General features: G+C 69.2%; 15 protein-coding genes and 1 tRNA gene. 8 read left to right on the top strand and 8 right to left on the bottom strand.

Going from position 1 to position 17,658, the window contains the following annotated elements; all coding sequences use genetic code 11:
* Nucleotides 1-136: 136 nt before the first annotated feature.
* Both gltB and BM314_RS23325 read left to right on the top strand, forming a co-directional pair.
* Nucleotides 137-4,780: a glutamate synthase large subunit gene (gene gltB / locus BM314_RS23320; RefSeq protein WP_244540016.1), complete on the top strand. Its 4,644-nt coding sequence runs from the start codon at nucleotides 137-139 to the stop codon at nucleotides 4,778-4,780.
* Between the two features lie 102 nt (nucleotides 4,781-4,882).
* Nucleotides 4,883-6,316: a glutamate synthase subunit beta gene (locus BM314_RS23325; protein ID WP_020091416.1), complete on the top strand. Its 1,434-nt coding sequence runs from the start codon at nucleotides 4,883-4,885 to the stop codon at nucleotides 6,314-6,316.
* Nucleotides 6,317-6,351: 35 nt separating this feature from the next.
* On the opposite strand, the gene BM314_RS23330 is transcribed toward BM314_RS23325, so the two are convergent.
* The 3 genes from BM314_RS23330 to galE all read right to left on the bottom strand — a co-directional run bounded on the left by BM314_RS23330 (nucleotide 6,352) and on the right by galE (nucleotide 10,060).
* Nucleotides 6,352-7,782, bottom strand: a complete 1,431-nt coding sequence (locus tag BM314_RS23330) for an SGNH/GDSL hydrolase family protein (RefSeq protein WP_091980578.1) — start codon at nucleotides 7,780-7,782, stop codon at nucleotides 6,352-6,354.
* 93 nt (nucleotides 7,783-7,875) lie between these two features.
* Nucleotides 7,876-9,063: a lytic murein transglycosylase gene (locus BM314_RS23335; protein WP_020091418.1), complete on the bottom strand. Its 1,188-nt coding sequence runs from the start codon at nucleotides 9,061-9,063 to the stop codon at nucleotides 7,876-7,878.
* Nucleotides 9,064-9,067: 4 nt separating this feature from the next.
* On the bottom strand, nucleotides 9,068-10,060 hold the full coding sequence (gene galE / locus BM314_RS23340; protein WP_091980537.1) for a UDP-glucose 4-epimerase GalE: 993 nt from the start codon (nucleotides 10,058-10,060) through the stop codon (nucleotides 9,068-9,070).
* 171 nt (nucleotides 10,061-10,231) lie between these two features.
* Between galE and galU the strand changes: the two genes are divergently transcribed.
* Nucleotides 10,232-11,101, top strand: a complete 870-nt coding sequence (gene galU, locus BM314_RS23345; protein ID WP_020091420.1) for a UTP--glucose-1-phosphate uridylyltransferase GalU — start codon at nucleotides 10,232-10,234, stop codon at nucleotides 11,099-11,101.
* Nucleotides 11,102-11,440: 339 nt separating this feature from the next.
* Here the strand turns inward: galU and BM314_RS23350 are convergent, their stop codons facing one another.
* Nucleotides 11,441-12,343 carry an N-formylglutamate amidohydrolase gene (locus BM314_RS23350; RefSeq protein ID WP_026604666.1) on the bottom strand — a complete coding sequence of 301 codons (903 nt, stop codon included), beginning with the start codon at nucleotides 12,341-12,343 and terminating at the stop codon, nucleotides 11,441-11,443.
* A gap of 206 nt (nucleotides 12,344-12,549) precedes the next feature.
* Here BM314_RS23350 and BM314_RS23355 point away from each other — a divergent pair, with 206 nt between their 5' ends.
* The 4 genes from BM314_RS23355 to BM314_RS23370 all read left to right on the top strand — a co-directional run bounded on the left by BM314_RS23355 (nucleotide 12,550) and on the right by BM314_RS23370 (nucleotide 14,615).
* On the top strand, nucleotides 12,550-12,906 hold the full coding sequence (locus BM314_RS23355; RefSeq protein ID WP_003603128.1) for a cell cycle two-component system response regulator CpdR: 357 nt from the start codon (nucleotides 12,550-12,552) through the stop codon (nucleotides 12,904-12,906).
* A gap of 116 nt (nucleotides 12,907-13,022) precedes the next feature.
* Complete coding sequence (gene grxC / locus BM314_RS23360; RefSeq protein ID WP_091980540.1) at nucleotides 13,023-13,292, top strand: glutaredoxin 3; 270 nt, start codon at nucleotides 13,023-13,025, stop codon at nucleotides 13,290-13,292.
* Entirely contained in the window at nucleotides 13,285-14,142 is an 858-nt protein-coding gene (locus BM314_RS23365) for a carbon-nitrogen hydrolase family protein (RefSeq protein WP_091678078.1), read from the top strand. The genes grxC and BM314_RS23365 overlap by 8 nt, the downstream gene beginning before the upstream one ends.
* 20 nt (nucleotides 14,143-14,162) lie before the next feature.
* A complete protein-coding gene (locus BM314_RS23370) occupies nucleotides 14,163-14,615 on the top strand; it encodes a DUF1178 family protein (RefSeq protein WP_091980542.1) in 453 nt (150 codons plus the stop codon).
* A 23-nt stretch (nucleotides 14,616-14,638) separates the two neighbouring features.
* On the opposite strand, the gene BM314_RS23375 is transcribed toward BM314_RS23370, so the two are convergent.
* Together BM314_RS23375 and BM314_RS23380 are read right to left on the bottom strand one after the other, a co-directional pair.
* Nucleotides 14,639-15,127, bottom strand: a complete 489-nt coding sequence (locus BM314_RS23375; RefSeq protein WP_091980545.1) for a disulfide bond formation protein B — start codon at nucleotides 15,125-15,127, stop codon at nucleotides 14,639-14,641.
* Nucleotides 15,128-15,129: 2 nt separating this feature from the next.
* Nucleotides 15,130-15,711, bottom strand: a complete 582-nt coding sequence (locus BM314_RS23380; protein ID WP_056522002.1) for a YqaA family protein — start codon at nucleotides 15,709-15,711, stop codon at nucleotides 15,130-15,132.
* Nucleotides 15,712-15,835: 124 nt separating this feature from the next.
* On the opposite strand from BM314_RS23380, the gene BM314_RS23385 reads away from it, so the two are divergent.
* A tRNA-Leu gene (locus tag BM314_RS23385) sits at nucleotides 15,836-15,920 on the top strand.
* A gap of 128 nt (nucleotides 15,921-16,048) precedes the next feature.
* Here the strand turns inward: BM314_RS23385 and BM314_RS23390 are convergent.
* Nucleotides 16,049-16,294, bottom strand: a complete 246-nt coding sequence (locus BM314_RS23390; RefSeq protein WP_091980548.1) for a hypothetical protein — start codon at nucleotides 16,292-16,294, stop codon at nucleotides 16,049-16,051.
* On the bottom strand, nucleotides 16,291-17,319 hold the full coding sequence (locus BM314_RS23395) for a hypothetical protein (RefSeq protein WP_091980550.1): 1,029 nt from the start codon (nucleotides 17,317-17,319) through the stop codon (nucleotides 16,291-16,293). Before BM314_RS23395 ends, BM314_RS23390 begins: the two co-directional genes overlap by 4 nt.
* Nucleotides 17,320-17,658: the final 339 nt, after the last annotated feature.

Here is a 17,658-nt window from a genome sequence, read left to right on the forward strand (position 1 = left end):
GGGCATGAAACATGCTCGCGGGTTCTTGGCTGCGGACGGGTTCGAGGGAAGGACGAGACGAAGCATGTCACAACGCAGACCCGCCGACGAGTTTGCTGCGTCCACGGCCCTGGCTGCCGCCCCCCGCGGCGGCGCGATGCCGCTCATCGTGCGCGACCCCGCCCTCCCGAAAGCCCAGGGTTCCTACGATCCGGCCCGCGAGCGCGACGCCTGCGGCGTCGGCTTCATCGCCGACATGCACGACCGCCGGACCCACGCGATCGTCGAGCAGGGCCTGAAGATCCTGGAAAACCTCGATCATCGCGGCGCGGTGGGCGCCGATCCCAAGATGGGCGACGGCTGCGGCATCCTCACGCAGATCCCGCACGGCTTCTTCGCCGAGGAGTGCTCGCGCCTCGGCTTCGAGCTGCCGCCGGCGGGCTCGTACGCCATCGGACAGTTCTTCATGCCGAAGGCGGAGGAGCCGCGGGCGATCATCCAAGAGATCGTCGAATCGTCCCTGGCCGCCGAGGGCCTGCCGCTCCTCGGCTGGCGCGACGTGCCGGTGGACCCGGAGGATCTCGGCGACGCCGTGAAGGCGACCGAGCCGCACCACCGTCAGGTCTTCATCGGCCGGCCCGCCTCGGTCACCGACCAGGACGCGTTCGAGCGCCGGGTCTACGTCGCCCGCAAGGTGATCTCCAACAAGGTCTACGGCCTCGACGATCCGCGGGTGAAGGAGTTCTACCCGGTCTCCGTGTCGACCCGGACCATCGTCTACAAGGGCATGGTGCTGGTCACGCAGCTCGGCGGCTACTTCCTGGACCTGAAGGACGACCGCTTCGTCTCGGCGATCGCCCTTGTCCACCAGCGCTTCGCCACCAACACCTTCCCGACCTGGCGGCTCTCGCACCCCTACCGGATGGTCGCGCATAACGGCGAGATCAACACGCTGCGCGGCAACGTCAACTGGATGGCGGCCCGCCAGGCGAGCGTCGATTCCGACCTGTTTGGCAACGACATCTCGAAGCTGTGGCCGATCTCCTACGAGGGCCAGTCCGACACCGCCTGCTTCGACAACGCCCTCGAATTCCTCGTGCAGGGCGGCTACCCGCTCGCCCACGCGATGATGATGCTCATCCCGGAGGCCTGGGCCGGCAACCCGCTCATGAGCGAGGAGCGGCGCGCCTTCTACGAGTACCACGCCGCCCTGATGGAGCCGTGGGACGGTCCCGCCGCCGTGGCCTTCACCGACGGCCGCCAGATCGGCGCCACCCTCGACCGCAACGGCCTCCGCCCGGCACGCTACATCGTCACCGACGACGGCCTCGTGGTGCTCGCCTCCGAGATGGGCACCCTGCCGATCCCGGACGAGAAGATCGTCCAGTCCTGGCGCCTGCAGCCGGGCCGCATGCTGCTGATCGACCTGCAGAAGGGCCGCATCGTCTCCGACGAGGAGATCAAGGGCGAGCTCGCCGCCGCGCATCCCTACGCCGACTGGGTGAAGAACACCCAGATCGTCCTGGAGGACCTGCGACCGGTTCAGCCGCGCGAGTCCCGCGGCGACGTGAGCCTGCTCGATCGCCAGCAGGCCTTCGGCTACACGCAGGAGGATCTCAAGCTGCTGATGCAGCCCATGGCCGTCACCGGCCAGGAGGCGGTCGGCTCCATGGGCACGGACACGCCGCTCTCGGCCCTCTCCGAGAAGTCGAAGCTGCTCTACACCTACTTCAAGCAGAACTTCGCGCAGGTCACGAACCCGCCGATCGACCCGATCCGCGAGGAGGCCGTGATGAGCCTCGTCTCGTTCATCGGGCCGCGGCCGAACCTGCTCGACATGGAGGGCGCGTCCCGGCGCAAGCGCCTGGAGGTCCGCCAGCCGATCCTCACCAACGCCGATCTAGAGAAGATCCGCTCGATCGGCCATTTCGAGGATCGGTTCGACACCAAGACCCTCGACATGACCTACCCGGCCGAGACCGGCGCGGCGGCCATGGACGGGGCGCTCGACCGCCTCTGCGACCGCGCCGAGGCGGCGGTGCGCGGCGGCTACAACATCATCGTGCTCACCGACCGGGCGGTCGGGCCGGATCGGATCCCGATCCCGGCGCTGCTGGCCACGGCGTCCGTGCACAATTACCTGATCCGCAAGGGGCTCCGGACCTCGGTCGGCCTCGTGGTCGAGTCGGGCGAGCCGCGCGAGGTGCACCACTTCGCCTGTCTCGCCGGCTACGGCGCCGAAGCGGTGAACCCGTACCTCGCCTTCGAGACGCTGCTCGACATGAAGGACGAGTTCCCGCCGGACCTCACCGACGACGAGATCATCTACCGCTACATCAAGGCGATCGATAAGGGCCTGCTGAAGGTGATGTCCAAGATGGGCATCTCCACCTACCAGTCCTATTGCGGCGCGCAGATCTTCGACGCCGTCGGTCTGAACTCGACCTTCGTGGGTCGCGACTTCTTCGGCACGGCGACGACCATCGAGGGCGTCGGCATGGCGGAGATCGCCGAGGAGACCGCCCGCCGACACCGCGACGCCTTCGGCGACGCGCCGGTCTACCGGAACGCCCTGGATGTCGGCGGCGAGTACGCCTACCGCCTGCGCGGCGAGACCCACACCTGGACGCCCGACACGGTGGCGACGCTGCAGCACGCGGTGCGCCTCAACGTGCCGGAGCGCTACCGCGAATACGCCGAGCTGGTGAACCGCCAGGAGCACCAGCTGAAGACGCTCCGCGGCCTGTTCCGCATCAAATCCGCCGCCGAGCTCGGTCGCGCGCCGGTCCCGCTGGACTCGGTCGAGCCGGCCTCCGAGATCGTCAAGCGCTTCGCCACGGGCGCCATGTCGTACGGCTCCATCTCCAAGGAGGCGCACGAGACGCTCGCCATCGCGCTGAACTCGTTCGGCGGCCGCTCGAACTCGGGCGAGGGCGGCGAGGAGGTCGAGCGGTTCAAGCCGCTGCCGGACGGGCGCTCGCGCCGGTCCGCGATCAAGCAGGTCGCCTCCGGGCGCTTCGGCGTCACGACGGAGTACCTCGTCAATTCCGACATGATGCAGATCAAGGTCGCGCAGGGCGCCAAGCCCGGCGAGGGCGGCCAGTTGCCCGGCCACAAGGTCGACGCCAAGATCGCCAAGGTCCGCTACGCCACCCCGGGCGTGGGCCTGATCTCGCCGCCGCCGCACCACGACATCTACTCGATCGAGGATCTGGCCCAGCTGATCTTCGACCTGAAGAACGTGAACCCGTCGGCGGACGTGTCGGTGAAGCTCGTCTCCGAGGTCGGCGTCGGCACGGTCGCGGCCGGTGTCGCCAAGGCGCGCGCCGACCACATCACGATCTCGGGCTTCGACGGCGGCACGGGTGCGGCGCCGCTGACCTCGCTCAAGCACGCGGGCGGACCCTGGGAGACCGGGCTGGCCGAGACCCAGCAGACGCTGGTGCTCAACAACCTGCGCGGGCGCGTCGCCCTGCAGGCCGACGGCGGCATCCGGACGGGGCGCGACGTGATCATCGCGGCGCTGCTCGGCGCCGATCAGATGGGCTTCTCGACCGCCCCGCTGATCGCGGCCGGCTGCATCATGATGCGCAAGTGCCACCTGAACACCTGCCCGGTGGGCGTCGCCACCCAGGACCCGGTGCTGCGCAAGCGCTTCAAGGGCACGCCGGAGCACGTGGTGAACTACTTCTTCTTCGTGGCCGAGGAGGTGCGGGAGATCCTCGCCTCGCTCGGCTTCACGAAGCTGGAGGAGGCGGTCGGCCGCTCCGACGTGCTCGACAAGGTCGAGGCCATCGCTCACTGGAAGGCGCGCGGGCTCGACTTCACCAAGCTGTTCCATCGGCCGAAGGTGGCCGAGGGCACGGCGATCCGCCACGTGGAGGTGCAGCACCACCCGATCGACACGGTCCTCGACCGGCGCCTCATCGAGAAGGCGCAGCACGCGATCGAGACCGGCGAGCCGGTGGTCATCGCCGACACCATCCGGAACTCGGACCGGGCGGCGGGCGCGATGCTCTCCGGCATGGTCGCCAAGGCGCACGGCCACGAGGGCCTGCCCGACGACACGATCGTGGTGAAGCTCGCCGGCACGGCGGGCCAGAGCTTCGGCGCCTGGGTGGCGGCCGGCGTGACCGTCGAGCTGACTGGCCACGGCAACGACTACGTCGGCAAGGGCCTGTCGGGCGGCAAGCTGATCATCCGGCCGAGCGACGCGCTGAAGTCGCCGCAGGACAGGACGATCATGGTCGGCAACACCGTGCTGTACGGGGCGATCGCCGGCGAGTGCTACATCCGCGGCTCCGCGGGCGAGCGCTTCGCGGTCAGGAACTCCGGCGCGATCACGGTGGTCGAGGGCATGGGCGACCACGGCTGCGAGTACATGACCGGCGGCGTGGTCGTGTCGATCGGCGAGACCGGGCGCAACTTCGCGGCCGGCATGTCGGGCGGCATCGCCTACGTGCTCGATGAGGACGGCTCGTTCTCGGCGCGCTGCAACCTGTCGATGGTCGACCTGGAGCCGGTCGAGGAGGAGGACGACCTGATGCGTCGTTTCCACCAGGACGGCGACCTAGAGACCAAGGGGCGGGTCGACATCCTGGCCGACATGTCCGGGCACGACGAGGAGCGGCTGACGCAGCTCATCACCAACCATCTCAAGTACACGGGCAGCCCCCGCGCCAAGGCGATCCTCGACGACTGGAGCGGCTACCGCACCAAGTTCGTGAAGGTGATGCCGGTGGAGTACCGCCGGGCGCTGCGCGAGATGGAGATGGCGCGGATGCCGGTGGCCGCCGAGTAGGCGGCTTCCTGAGACCGGGCGGGCTCCCGCCCGGTCACGCACCCACACGAGACGACGACGCGGGCAGCGCAGTCAGAGACTGGCCGGCCCAGGGGCTGACCAATGGGCAAGATCACAGGCTTCCTCGAGTTCGACCGGCAGGAGCAGAAGTACCAGCTCGCCGCCGACCGAGTCCGGCACTTCCGCGAATTCACGCTCCCGCTCGACGAGCACGACCTGACGAAACAGGCCGCGCGCTGCATGGATTGCGGCATCCCGTTCTGCCACGGGCCGACGGGCTGCCCGGTCCACAACCAGATCCCGGACTGGAACGACCTCGTCTTCCAGTCGGATTGGGAGGAGGCGTCCCGCAACCTCCACTCGACGAACAATTTCCCGGAGTTTACCGGCCGCGTCTGCCCCGCGCCCTGCGAGGAGGCGTGCACGCTCAACCTCGAGAACCAGCCGGTCGCCATCAAGACGATCGAGCAGGCGATCGCCGACCGCGCCTGGAACATGGGCTGGGTGAAGCCCGAGCCGGCGCAGACCCGCACCGGCAAGCGCGTCGCGATCGTGGGCTCCGGACCGGCCGGTATGGCGGCGGCGCAGCAGCTCGCCCGCGTCGGGCACGACGTCCACGTGTTCGAGCGCGAGCCGAAGGCGGGTGGCCTTCTCCGCTACGGCATCCCGGACTTCAAGATGGAGAAGCGCCACATCGACCGGCGCGTGCGCCAGATGGAGGCCGAGGGCGTCGTCTTCCACTACAACCAGAACATCGGTGTGACGAAGTCGGTCGACGAGCTCAAGGCCGAGTTCGACGCCGTGATGTTCTGCGGTGGCGCCGAGGATCCGCGCAACCCGCAGCTTCCCGGCCAGGACCTCGAGGGCGTCCACTACGCGATGCCCTACCTCGTCCAGTCGAACCGGCGGGTGAGCGCCGAGCCGATGCGCGGCAACGGCGAGCAGCCGATCCTGGCCGCGGGCAAGAACGTGGTGGTCATCGGCGGCGGCGACACCGCCTCCGATTGCGTCGGCACCGCGTTCCGCCAGGGGGCCCTGTCGGTGACGCAGCTCGACATCCGCCCGCGCCCGCCGGAGCGGGAGGACAAGCTCACCGTGTGGCCCTACTGGCCGACCAAGATGCGGACCTCGTCCAGCCAGGCGGAAGGCGCGGAGCGCGAGTTCCAGGCCGCGACCCTGCGGCTCGAGGGGAACAAGAAGGGCCAGCTCACCGGCGTGGTCTGCGCCCGCGTCGATGCCAAGCGCCAGCCGATCGCCGGCACCGAGTTCGTGCTGCCGGCCGACCTCGTCTTCATGGCGATCGGCTTCGCGGGCTCGGTCCAGAAGGGGCTGCTGGAGCAGTCCGGGGTCGGCGTCGACAAGCGTGGCAATGTCGAGGCGAACGAGGACGACTACCGCACGTCGGACGCGAAGATCTGGGCCGCCGGCGATATGCGGCGCGGCCAGTCCCTGGTGGTCTGGGCGATCCGCGAGGGCCGTCAGGCGGCGCGCGCCATCGACGAGATGCTGATGGGCGCGAGCGTCCTGCCGCGCTGACGGCCTGCTGAGAGCGCGCGAAGGGCCCGCCCGGCTCAGCCGGGCGGCCAGCGGAAATCGTCGGCTCGGCCGGGCTGCGGCATCGGCGCGTTGCCGCGCAGCAGCGTCCGCTCCACGGTCCCGGAATTGTCCGGATCGCGCGGACGCCCATTCAGCAGCGCGCCGCCGGGCGACACCTCGCTCCGGCTCAACGGTACCACGGGGCCGGCCGCGGGCTTCACCGGGAGCGCCGGCACGCCGGGCGGCTCCGGCAGGCTCGGCAGCATCGCGGTGATCTGACGATCGATCGCCGCGGTATCGGTGGCCGGCGCGGTACCGTCGAGGCTCGGCCCGGGTGTCGCGGGCGGTGCGGTCGGCGCCACGGTCGCGGTCGGCGACGGCTCGGCCGTGCCCGGCACCGCGCCCATCAGCCGCTTCAGCTCGACATCGGCGAAGTGGGCCAGCTTCCGATCGCCCGCCTTGGTGAAATGGACACCGTCCGCGGTACGGAGCTTGGCGATCTGGCCTTCCGGATCCGGGCCCGACGCGGCGTACCGGTCTCGGTCGTCGACGAAGCCCGGCCAGATATCGACGTAGGTGCCGCCGGCCTTGGTAACGGTGTCCCGGACGATGTCGTTCAGGGAAGCGAGGTCCCGGCTCAGGGACTCGCTCTGGACCGGCGGCAGCCCGACCCAGATCAGCGGGATCTTGCGGTCGGTGAAGACTTTCGCCAGCGCCTCCACCCGGGCGCGGTAGAGGGCGCGCCAGCGGTCCGTGAGGGGATCGGCCGTCTCGTCGCCCTCGCGGATCGGCTGCCGATCGTTGGCGCCCAACATCACCAGGGCGTAGCGCACCTTCGCGTTGCTCTGGAGGTAGTCCTGCGCGACCTTCGGCCAGTCGACCACGTCCTTGCGCACCAGACCGCTGTCGCCCTTCGCGCGGTCGATCACGGCGACGTCGGCATTGTCCTCGAACACGTCGTCGAGGCCCTTGGCGAGATGGTCGGCGAGGGAATCGCCGAAGACGGCGATCTGGACGTTCGGCTCGGTCTTGGCGACCGCGGGCTTCGGCGGTGTCGGCGCCCGGGCCGGACGGACCCGCCGCTTCACGGCGGGGGGCGGACGCTGCGCCTCTCCGGTCGCGTAGGGATTGGTTCGCTGGCGCGGGGCCCGGTAGGTGCGCTCCGGCTGCGGCGCCACCGGCTGCGGCCTGTCCTCCCAGGGCCAGTAGAACTGGCGCGGCGCCTCCTGCTGCGGCGCGTAGCGGGGCTGGCGCCCGGACGTCCCGTCGTCGCGGTAATAGGCGTCCCGCGGCCGCCGGCGCGGCGGCGCCTGGTAATAGGTGCCGCCCTGCTGCTGCTGGTAGCTGTCGCCCCACTGCGCGCGGGCTGGACCGCCCCCGAAAGTCGACACCTCCGCGAGCCCCAGCAGGACCGAGAGCCCGAGGATGAGGGGGCGTTCCGAAGGACGCCGACGAGCGAGGACCATGCGCATCCCGTACGCTTTACGCCGAACCGGGCCCGTTCGGACCGCGGCCACTATAGGTGGAAGCCGCGCGCGGGTCTAAACCTCTCGCCGGGCTCAGCGTCGCGGCGCTGCCTTCCCGGCCACGCGGGCGAGCAGGGCCGGCGTCGCGTACCCGTCGGCTGGCAATCCCACGCTGATCTGATAGCGCCGCACCGCCTCGCGCAGCTTCGGGCCCGCGCGTCCATCCGTCGGCCCGTCGTAGAAGCCGGAAGCCGCGAGGCCGGTCTGCAGGGCGCGGAGGCCCGGCCCGTCGAGGCGGGCTCCGGCGGGCCACGGCGCGGCCAGCGGCGGACCGCCGGCGAGGCGGTCGGCAAGGTGACCCACCGCCAGCGCGTAGGAATCCGATGTGTTGTAGCCCCGGACCACCTCGAAATTATCGGTGATCAGGAAGACCGGCCCGCCGAGGCCTCCGGGCAGGAACAGGCTGGCGCGCCCGGCCCCCGGCAGCGGCTGCCCGTCGGTGCGGCGAACGCCGCGCTCGGCGAAGCTCGCGAGATCGCCCGCGTAGCGGCTCAGGTCGAACTCCTTCGGCAGGCGCACCTCGTAGCCCCAGGAGAAGGTCGGATTCCAGCCGAGATCCTTGAGATAGGCGGCGATCGAGGCCAGCGAATCCGCCGCGCTGGTCCAGATGTCGCGCCGGCCGTCGCCGTCGAAGTCGACCGCGTGGGCCAGGTAGGTGGAGGGCAGGAATTGCACCTGACCCATCGCGCCAGCCCAGCTGCCGCTCATCCGGTCGGGCGCGATGTCGCCGCGCTGCAGGATCGTGAGGGCGGCGAGGAGCTCGTCGCGGAACAGGCTGCCGCGGTGCCGCGCCTCGGCGAGCGTCGCCAGCGCCCGGACGGTCGGGACGCTGCCCGCACTCGCTCCGAAATCCGATTCGACGCCCCAGAACGCCATCACCACCGGACCCGGAACGCCGTAGCGGGCCTCGATCGCCGTCAGGGTCGACGCGAGGGTGGCGGCGCGGTCGCGGCCGCGCGCGATGCGGCCGGCCGAGACCGCGCCGACGAGGTACTCCCAGACAGGCCGACTGAACTCGCTCTGGCGGCGGGTTCGCGCCAGGATTCCGGGATCAGGTCCTGTGATCCCGCGGAACGCCGCGTCGAAGGTCGCGGCGGAGACGCCCCGCGCCGCCGCGTCCGGACGCAGGGCCTCGACGAACGCCCGGAAGGCGTCCTCGGCGCGGGCCGGGCCGGTCGCGAGGCACGCCGCCGCGGCCAGGATCCATCGACGGGAATGCATCCGGTCAGATCCGATTGCGCTTCTCCAGGCGTTCTTCCCAGGCGAGGGCTTGGCCGACGATGGCGTCGAGGTCGTCGTGCCGGGGCTGCCAGCCTAGGCGATCGCGGATGCGCGCCGCCTCGGCGACGATTTGGGCCGGATCGCCGGCCCGGCGCGGGCACAGCCGCACCTCGAAGTCGCGGCCCGAGATCCGCTTCACCACCTCGACGACCTCGAGGACCGAGTAGCCGCGCCCGTAACCGCAGTTCAGCGTCAGGCTCTCGCCACCGGAGCGCAGATGGTCGAGGGCGAGGCGATGCGCCTCCGCGAGGTCCGAGACTTGGATGTAGTCGCGCAGGCACGACCCGTCCGGGGTCGGGTAGTCGGTCCCGAAGACGTCGAGCCGGGCGCGCTGGCCGAGCGCCGCCTGCGTGGCCACCTTGATCAGGTGCGTGGCGTTGGGCGTCGACTGGCCGGACCGTCCCTCCGGATCCGCGCCGGCGACGTTGAAGTAGCGCAGGACCATGTAGGAGAAGCCGTGCGCCGCGGCGGCGTCGGCGATCATCCACTCGCTCATCAGCTTCGAGCGGCCGTAGGGATTGATCGGCTTCAGCGGTAGGTCCTCGGGAACCGGCGAGGCCTCGGGCTCACCGTAGACGGCCGCGGTCGAGGAGAAGATGACATTCTTGACGCCGGCACGCACCGACGCCTCGATCAGCGCGCGGGTCTTCACCGTGTTGGCGAGGTAGTAGCCCAGGGGGTCGGCTACGGATTCGGGCACGACGATCTTGGCCGCGAAGTGGGCCAGGGCATCGATGCGGTGCTGCAGGATGGTCTGCGTCACGAGGGCCTGGTCGGCCACGTCGCCGACGACGAGCTTCACACCCTCTGGGACCGCCCAGTCGAAGCCGGTGGAGAGATCGTCGAGGACGACGACCTCCTCATGGCCGGCGTCGAGGAGCGCCAGCACCATGTGGCTGCCGATGTAGCCGGCACCCCCCGTCACCAGAACCGCCATCTCGCCCTCACTGCCGCCATCCCGGCAACTGCTTACGCCTTTGCAGACGGGAAATTTACGCCCCGCCGCCTCATACTAACGATGTACATGCTTGCGACGGCTCGCGTTAAGCTATCTCACTGACCGCACAGCTGACCACGTCGTTCCATCCAGTTCCGGGGTTACCGCTCGATGAAACCGATCCGCAAGGCCGTCCTCCCCGTCGCGGGCCTCGGCACGCGCTTCCTGCCCGCCACGAAGGCGGTCCCGAAGGAGATGCTCACGGTCGTCGACCGGCCCGTGGTGCAGCACGTCGTCGACGAGGCGCGCGCGGCCGGGATCGAGCACTTCATCTTCGTCACCGGCCGCGGCAAGGCGGTGATCGAGGACCATTTCGACATCGCGTTCGAGCTCGACCACACCCTTCAGGAGCGCGGGAAGACGGCCGCCTATGAGGAGCTGAAGAAGGACCTGCCGAAGGCCGGCCAGACCAGCTTCACCCGCCAGCAGGCGCCGCTCGGCCTCGGCCACGCGGTGTGGTGCGCCCGCGAGATCGTCGGCGACGAGCCGTTCGCGGTGCTGCTCCCCGACATGCTGAGCCGCGGCTGCATGCAGCAGATGCTGGCCGCCTACGATCGCCACGGCGGCAACATCATCGCCGTCGAGGAGGTGGCGCCCGAGGAGACGCACCAGTACGGCATCGTCAGCGTGGGCGAGACCTACGGCCAGTCCTTCCAGATCACCGGGATGGTCGAGAAGCCCAAGCAGGGCACGGCGCCGTCGAACTTCATCATCTCCGGGCGCTACATCCTCCAGCCCGAGATCTTCGGGATCCTCGAGCACGGCAAGAAGGGCGCGGGCGGCGAGATCCAGCTCACGGACGCCATGATCGACCTGATGGAGAAGCAGGCGTTCTACGGCATGCGCTACGAGGGCCGGACCTACGATACCGGCTCGAAGCTCGGCTTCCTCACGGCGAATCTCGCCTACGCCCTGGAGCGGAACGATCTCGCAGGACCCCTGCGGGCCGAGATCGAGAAGCTGCTTAAGAGCCAGGGCTGAACGGCGCTGCGGGCGCGGATCCGATCACCGCGCCCCGCTAGGCGACACGTGCGACCGCATCGGTTCTCGCTCTCGTCCGAGCTACGCCTGCACGCGGCGACGCGCGGCGGCCAGCGAACGCGCTTCAGGTATGCGCGCAGAGCGGCCGCGGCGGGCGAATTGCGCTTGCTTCTTGTGCGGCGCACTTTAGTTTGTGCGTTGCGAGATCGCGATGGCGTCGCGGTCTCGCTGCCCTTCTTGGGCGTTTCCTCCCTAGACTTCGGGCCGCTCCTTCGGGAGTGGCCTTTTTTCTTTCCGGCATACCGCCGCTCTTCCTCGTGAACGGTCGGGGCAGCGCCCCTATTCCGCGGCCATCCGTCGGGGGACGAGATCGTCGAGGTCCTTGGCGACATCGGCGACGACGCCGCGCAGCGCCTCGACCAGTGCCGGGAAGCCCGCCGTCATCGCGAGGCTGGCCTCGTTCATGTAGAGACCCCGGTTCAGCTCGATCTGGAGCGCGTGGCGGTCGAGGTTCGGCTCGCCGTAATGCTCCGTGATGAAGCCGCCGGCGTAGGGCTTGTTGCGGACCACGCGGAAACCCCGGGCCCGGAACGCGGCCTCGAATCCGTCGATCAGGACGGGTGCGCACGCCGTGCCGTAGCGGTCGCCCAGCACCACGTCGGCTTTCATGTCCGGATCGCGGCCGAGGCTCGAGGACGGCATCGAGTGGCAATCGACGAGCATGCAGTGGCCGTGGGTGCGCGCCGTGCGCTGGACCAGTCCGCGCAGCGCGCGATGATACGGCTTGTACAGGCTCTCGATCCGGGCGGTCGCCTCGGCGACCGGCAGGCGCCGGGCGTAGATCTCCTGGCCGTCGGCGACGACCCGGGGCACGGTCCCGAGACCGCCTGCGACGCGCATCGACCGGGTGTTGGCGAAGGGCGGCAGGCGCCCCTCGAACATGCGCGGGTCGAGTTCGTAGGGCTCCCGGTTCACGTCGAGGAAGGCGCGGGGGAAGTTGGCCCGCAGGAGCGGCGCGCCCAGTCCGACGACCGATCCGAACAGGCGGTCGACGTGGGCATCCTCGGAGCGGCGCAGGGTCAGCGCGTCGAGCCGCGAGGCCGCGATGAAGTCGGGGGGGTAGACGGCCCCGGAATGACCGGTATTGAAGACGAAAGGCAGGGTGTGCGCCGCGGGCTCGTCGACCACGAAGGCCGGGGCAAATCCGAAGGCGTCTGGCTGTACCGGTTCGGTTGCAGTCATCGGCTGGTGGACACCCCGGCGGTTGAACGAGGACGGCAGGCGCTCACTGTGGTGTGCGATCGATCGCCTGTCCACTCCGCACCGGCGGCCGACGCAGTCGCCCGGGAGACACGCGGCGGCGGCTGCGCGCTCCATCCTAACACCTTGTTTACCATCGCCTCCCTTTATGGGATCAACTTCTCGACTCGAAGGCTCGGATCCGGCCGATGAAAATCCTGCTGGCGGAAGACGACAACGACATGCGCCGGTTTCTGGCCAAGGCGCTGCAGAACGCGGGCTACGATGTCCTGTCCTTCGACAACGGCCTCTCCGCCTACAACCGGCTGCGCGAGGAGCCGTTTGAGCTGCTGCTGACCGACATCGTGATGCCCGAGATGGACGGCATCGAGCTGGCCCGCCGCGCCACCGAGCTCGATCCCGACATCAAGGTGATGTTCATCACCGGCTTCGCGGCGGTCGCCCTCAACCCGGATTCGAAGGCCCCGAAGGATGCCAAGGTCCTGTCGAAGCCCTTCCACCTCCGCGATCTCGTGAACGAGGTCGAGAAGCTCCTGGCCGCCTGATCCTGCCGGTGCTTCGTCGACGGCGCGCGCGCGTTGCCCTGTGACCACACGGGCATAGGCAAGGCGCGCTCCGCGCTCCTATATGTCCCGAGTTCACGCGCGGGACGACGATCGCGATGCAGCCGGTCACAATCTACACCACGGCCTGGTGTCCTTACTGCTCGGCGGCCAAGAGCCTGCTGAAGGAGAAGGGCGTCGCCTTCCAGGAGATCGACGTCGAGCGCGTGCAGGGCGCCCGGTCTGCCATGGTCGAGCGCGCCGGCGGCCGCACCAGCGTGCCCCAGATCTTCGTCGGCGCCACGCATGTCGGCGGCTGCGACGACCTCTACGCCCTCGACCGCGCCGGCAAGCTCGACCCGCTGCTCAAGGACACGGCCGATGCCTGAGCCCCGCTTCACGGCTGCCTGCGTGCAGATGCGGTCGGGGCGCGACCCGGCCGCCAATCGCGACGCGGCCGTGGCGGGCGTGCGCGAGGCGTCGGCGCGGGGCGCGGCCTACGTGCAGACTCCCGAGATGACGTCCCTGGTGGAGCGGAGCCGCGAGCGTCTGTTCGCCCACGTCACCACCGAGGAGCAGGACCCGACCCTGGCGGCGCTCCGCGAGGCCGCGCGTCAGACCGGAACGGTCGTCCAGATCGGCTCGATCGCGGTCAGGGCCGGCGACAAGATCGCCAACCGCGCCTACCTGATCGGCGCCGACGGGGAGATCCTGGCCTCCTACGACAAGCTGCATCTCTTCGACGTCGACCTGCCGAGCGGCGAGCGCTGGCGGGAATCCGCGACCTATTCCGGTGGCGCCTGCGCGGTGCTCGCCGAGACGCCGTGGGCCACGCTCGGCCTGACGATCTGCTACGATATCCGCTTCCCCGCGCTGTACCGCGCCCTCGCCGAGGCGGGCGCCGACGTGCTGACGGCCCCCGCCTGCTTCACCCGGCAGACCGGCGAGGCCCACTGGCACGTCCTGCAACGGGCCCGGGCCATCGAGACCGGCGCCTTCGTGATCTCGGCGGCGCAGGGCGGTCGGCACGAGGACGGGCGCGAGACTTACGGCCACTCGCTGATCGTCGATCCCTGGGGCCGGGTCCTGGCCGATGCCGGAGGGGACGAGCCGGGGATCATCCTGGCGGAGATCGACCTCGCGCAGGTCGCGGAGGCCCGGGCCCGCATTCCCTCGCTGCAGCACGGCCGGCCCTTCACCGTCGAGCGCGTCGGTCCGCGGACTCGGGCCGCGCAGTAGTCATCACAGCAAGCAACAGAATGATCCGGTACAGTCTCGTCTGCGATGCCGCGCACGGCTTCGAGAGCTGGTTCCCGTCCTCCGATTCCTACGACACGCAGGTCACGCGCGGCCTCGTGACGTGCCCGGTCTGCGACAGCGCCAAGGTGAGCAAGGCCCTGATGGTGCCGAGCGTCGCCCGCACGGATCGGGAGCGCGCGCCGCCGCCGATTCCGAAGGCGGAGGCGCCGGTGACCATGATCGCCGAGCCGGAACGTCAGGTGCGGGCGATGCTGCGCGCGCTCCGGGAGCACGTCGTGGCGAATGCCGAGCATGTCGGGGCGCGCTTCCCCGAGGAGGCGCGCAAGATCCACTACGGCGAGGCGGAGGGGCGTTCGATCTACGGTGAAGCGAGCCCCGCGGAGGCGCGGGCCCTGATCGACGAGGGCATCGAGGTGGCGGCGATTCCGGTCCTGCCCGACGACCGGAACTGATCGGCCTCGCCGGTCCGCGCGCGTCAGGAACGCAGCGCGGCGGTCCCCGCGAAGGAGGCCAGCACGGCCGAGATCGCGGCGCTCCAGCCGGCGAGCGACACGCCCAGCACCCGGAGCGCGGCCACCGAGCAGTCGACCACCTTCGTGGTCTGCAGGCTGTTGAGGAAGTCGCCGACCTGGCCCGGATTGGCGCCGGTGCCGCCGCCGCAATCGGCGGGTCCCGGCCAGAAGCCCCATTCCGCGCCGGCGTGGTAGACCCCGATCCCGGCCCCGTAGAGCAGGCCGAGGGCCGCGAGCCCGAGGGCGATCCGCGCCAAGCGCTCCGGCAGGAACAGGGCCAGCAGACCCAGCGGCACGGCGGCGTAGTAGGGCAGCCGCTCGGTCAGGCAGAGCTTGCACGGCGCGTAGCCGTACCCGTACTGGAGGACGAGCGCGGCCCCGACGGTGAGGGCGGAGGCGATCGCGAGCCAGAGGCCAGCGGTCTTGAGGCGCAGGGCAGCCGCCGTGTTCATCGCTACAGGATCACCTTGAAGAGCAGGAAGCCGAGGACGATGACGGCGACGGAGATCGCCGCGACCGCGTTCAGGTGCCGGTCGAGCACACCGCGGATCTGGACACCGTAGCGGCCGAGCAGTCCGGCGAGAATGAAGAAGCGGGCGCCGCGGGTCACGATCGACAGGATCGTGAACCAGAACAGGCTGTAATGCGCGAAACCCGACGTGATCGTCACGAGCTTGTAGGGGATCGGCGTGAGCCCCTTCAGCAGGATCACCCAATGGCCGTAGCGCGCGTAGGAGTCCTGGAAGGTGGCGGCCGAGTTCTGCAAGCCGTAGAGGCGGATGAGCCACTCACCGACGGAGTCGAACAGCAGGGCTCCGATGGCGTAGCCGACCAGACCGCCGAGGACCGAGGCGACCGTCGTGATCGTGGCGTAGAACCAGACCCGATCCGGCCGGGCGACCGCCATCGGGACGAGCATCACGTCCGGTGGAACCGGAAAGAAGGAGCTTTCGGCGAAGGCCACGGCACCGAGCGCGTAGGGCGCGGACGGCCGGTCACTGAGGGCCAGGATCCACGCGTAGAGCCGGCGGAGCATTCAAGGTCCCGGATTATGAGATCGGCCGCCCTTTGAGCATAGGCGCCCCGCCTTGGCCAGATCGCTGACCGACGCAAAACAACACTTGGCCGGAGCCGCCGACCTATGCGAAGAGCGCTGGCACGCGGGTATGGCGGAATTGGTAGACGCGGGCGACTCAAAATCGCCAGCCGCAAGGCGTGGGGGTTCGATTCCCTCTACCCGCACCAATGTCTTTTTATCTAACGACGACAACGACTTAGCAAATCGATGTCGTCGAGTTAGGCACGCCGGATAGGCACAAACGGCGCGAGCGCCGCCGACCCGTGCCGGTTTGTGGGTCAAGCCGAATCACCGGTTATCCCCAGCGAAGACGGAATTTGACCTCCTGATTTGGGGTGAGGTCGAACGCGTGCTTGAAGACGTTCCGCCGCCGCGAGGTGATGCCGTTGGCCCAGAGCCACGCCAGCACCTCGGCGGCGGGCGCGTCAATTTCGCGGGCGCCGCCGCCGGTCGGTGTGACCTGACAGGTCTCGAACCGTGGGCCGTAGCTCGCGAACGGCCGAGTGTCCCGCGCGTGGTCGATCAACACGTACTCGGTCATCGTCCGCACCACCGCATGCTGAAGGCTATGGCCGCCGTCGCGTCCCGGAAGCCGACCCGGATGTCGCGCGAATCGCTCCGGACGTTCTGCATGAACCAGTGGACGGCGTAGGCGGCGCCCGCGATGCCGACGTTGTAGTCCAGCCACGCCAGGACGGCGCTGTGGATCCCAGGCGGCCCATGGATCGTCCGCCGGGGGTGCTCGCCCTCCATCGGTTCGAGCCCGTAGACCCGCGGGTGGTCGAAGAGCGGGACCTCGACGACGTGCGCCCATCGGTCGAGCCAGTCGGCGTCGCGGGCCGTGTACTGCGTGCGGTCGGCGTGAACCGGGGCCTCCTGGCCGGTCGCGGCGAGCGAGGCCGGGTGCACCGATCCCATCGACGGGCGGAACATGGCCCGGTGCATCCGCTCGACGGCCGCGCCGACAGCCCCCGCGAACGGGGCGCCGGGGTTCGCGACCGGACCCGTCGTGGGCTTGCGAGCAACCTTGGCCATCAAACCCACCAAGTTCCCCGTAATGTGGTTCTCGTTCTTAATTCCAGAGCTATTACGGGAAAGGTCAGTCAAAAGAGAAGAGGCTACCGAGGAAGAGGAATCCGCGGTCTGACGCGATTCACGACGAATCAGATCCTGAATCCAAGGTTTGAAACGGTACAGAAGCGGCGGATTCCGCTTCTGAAGACGGTGATTCCAGCGCCAGAGCTTCCCGTCCCGGCGCGGCGCAAACACCTGCGGGATCACCTCGATGATCTCATCTTCAAGGAGCGTCTTAATCGCGCCGCGGATTTTGCCCTCGGTCAGGCCCAAGCTTTGCAGGAAGGGGTCCATCTTCAGCCCATCCTGTCCGCCGCTATCGGAACCTCGGACGAGGTGGAAACCCTTCTTGGTCCGGTGCCAGAGGTTGCTGGCGACCGTCCAGCGGAACATGTCGATCACCGCGTTGCGGTTCTTACGATGGCCAATGCGCTGTCTGACCGCGTCCATCAGGCGCGGCGTGAGGGCGTTGGCCCATGTCTCTTCATCCACCTGCTGCGTTCCTAAGTAGAACGCCGCGCGCAGCCGCCATCACCCGCTCTTGCGGGATGGTCCGGGACAGACTATCAAAGGGATGCGAGTCTCTTTGGTAGTCCATCAGTTTGATGGCAGAGCCCGGTTCCCGAAAGGGGGCCGGGTTTTCTGCGTCTACGGCATGTTGCGTCCACGTCTGAGCCGCCGACAGGAGTCGGCACGCTCCGGGATGCATGCGGTCGCAGCGGGCGTCAAGTCTATCGGCTGCGTACGTAGGGATTCGAGCGCCATAATACGCTGAATCGCAATGTAAATCGAATGGCTAATCTGTCAAGGAAGCTGTGATTGCGGGATTCG

This window comes from Methylobacterium sp. 13MFTsu3.1M2, from assembly GCF_900112625.1.
Lineage (GTDB): Bacteria > Pseudomonadota > Alphaproteobacteria > Rhizobiales > Beijerinckiaceae > Methylobacterium.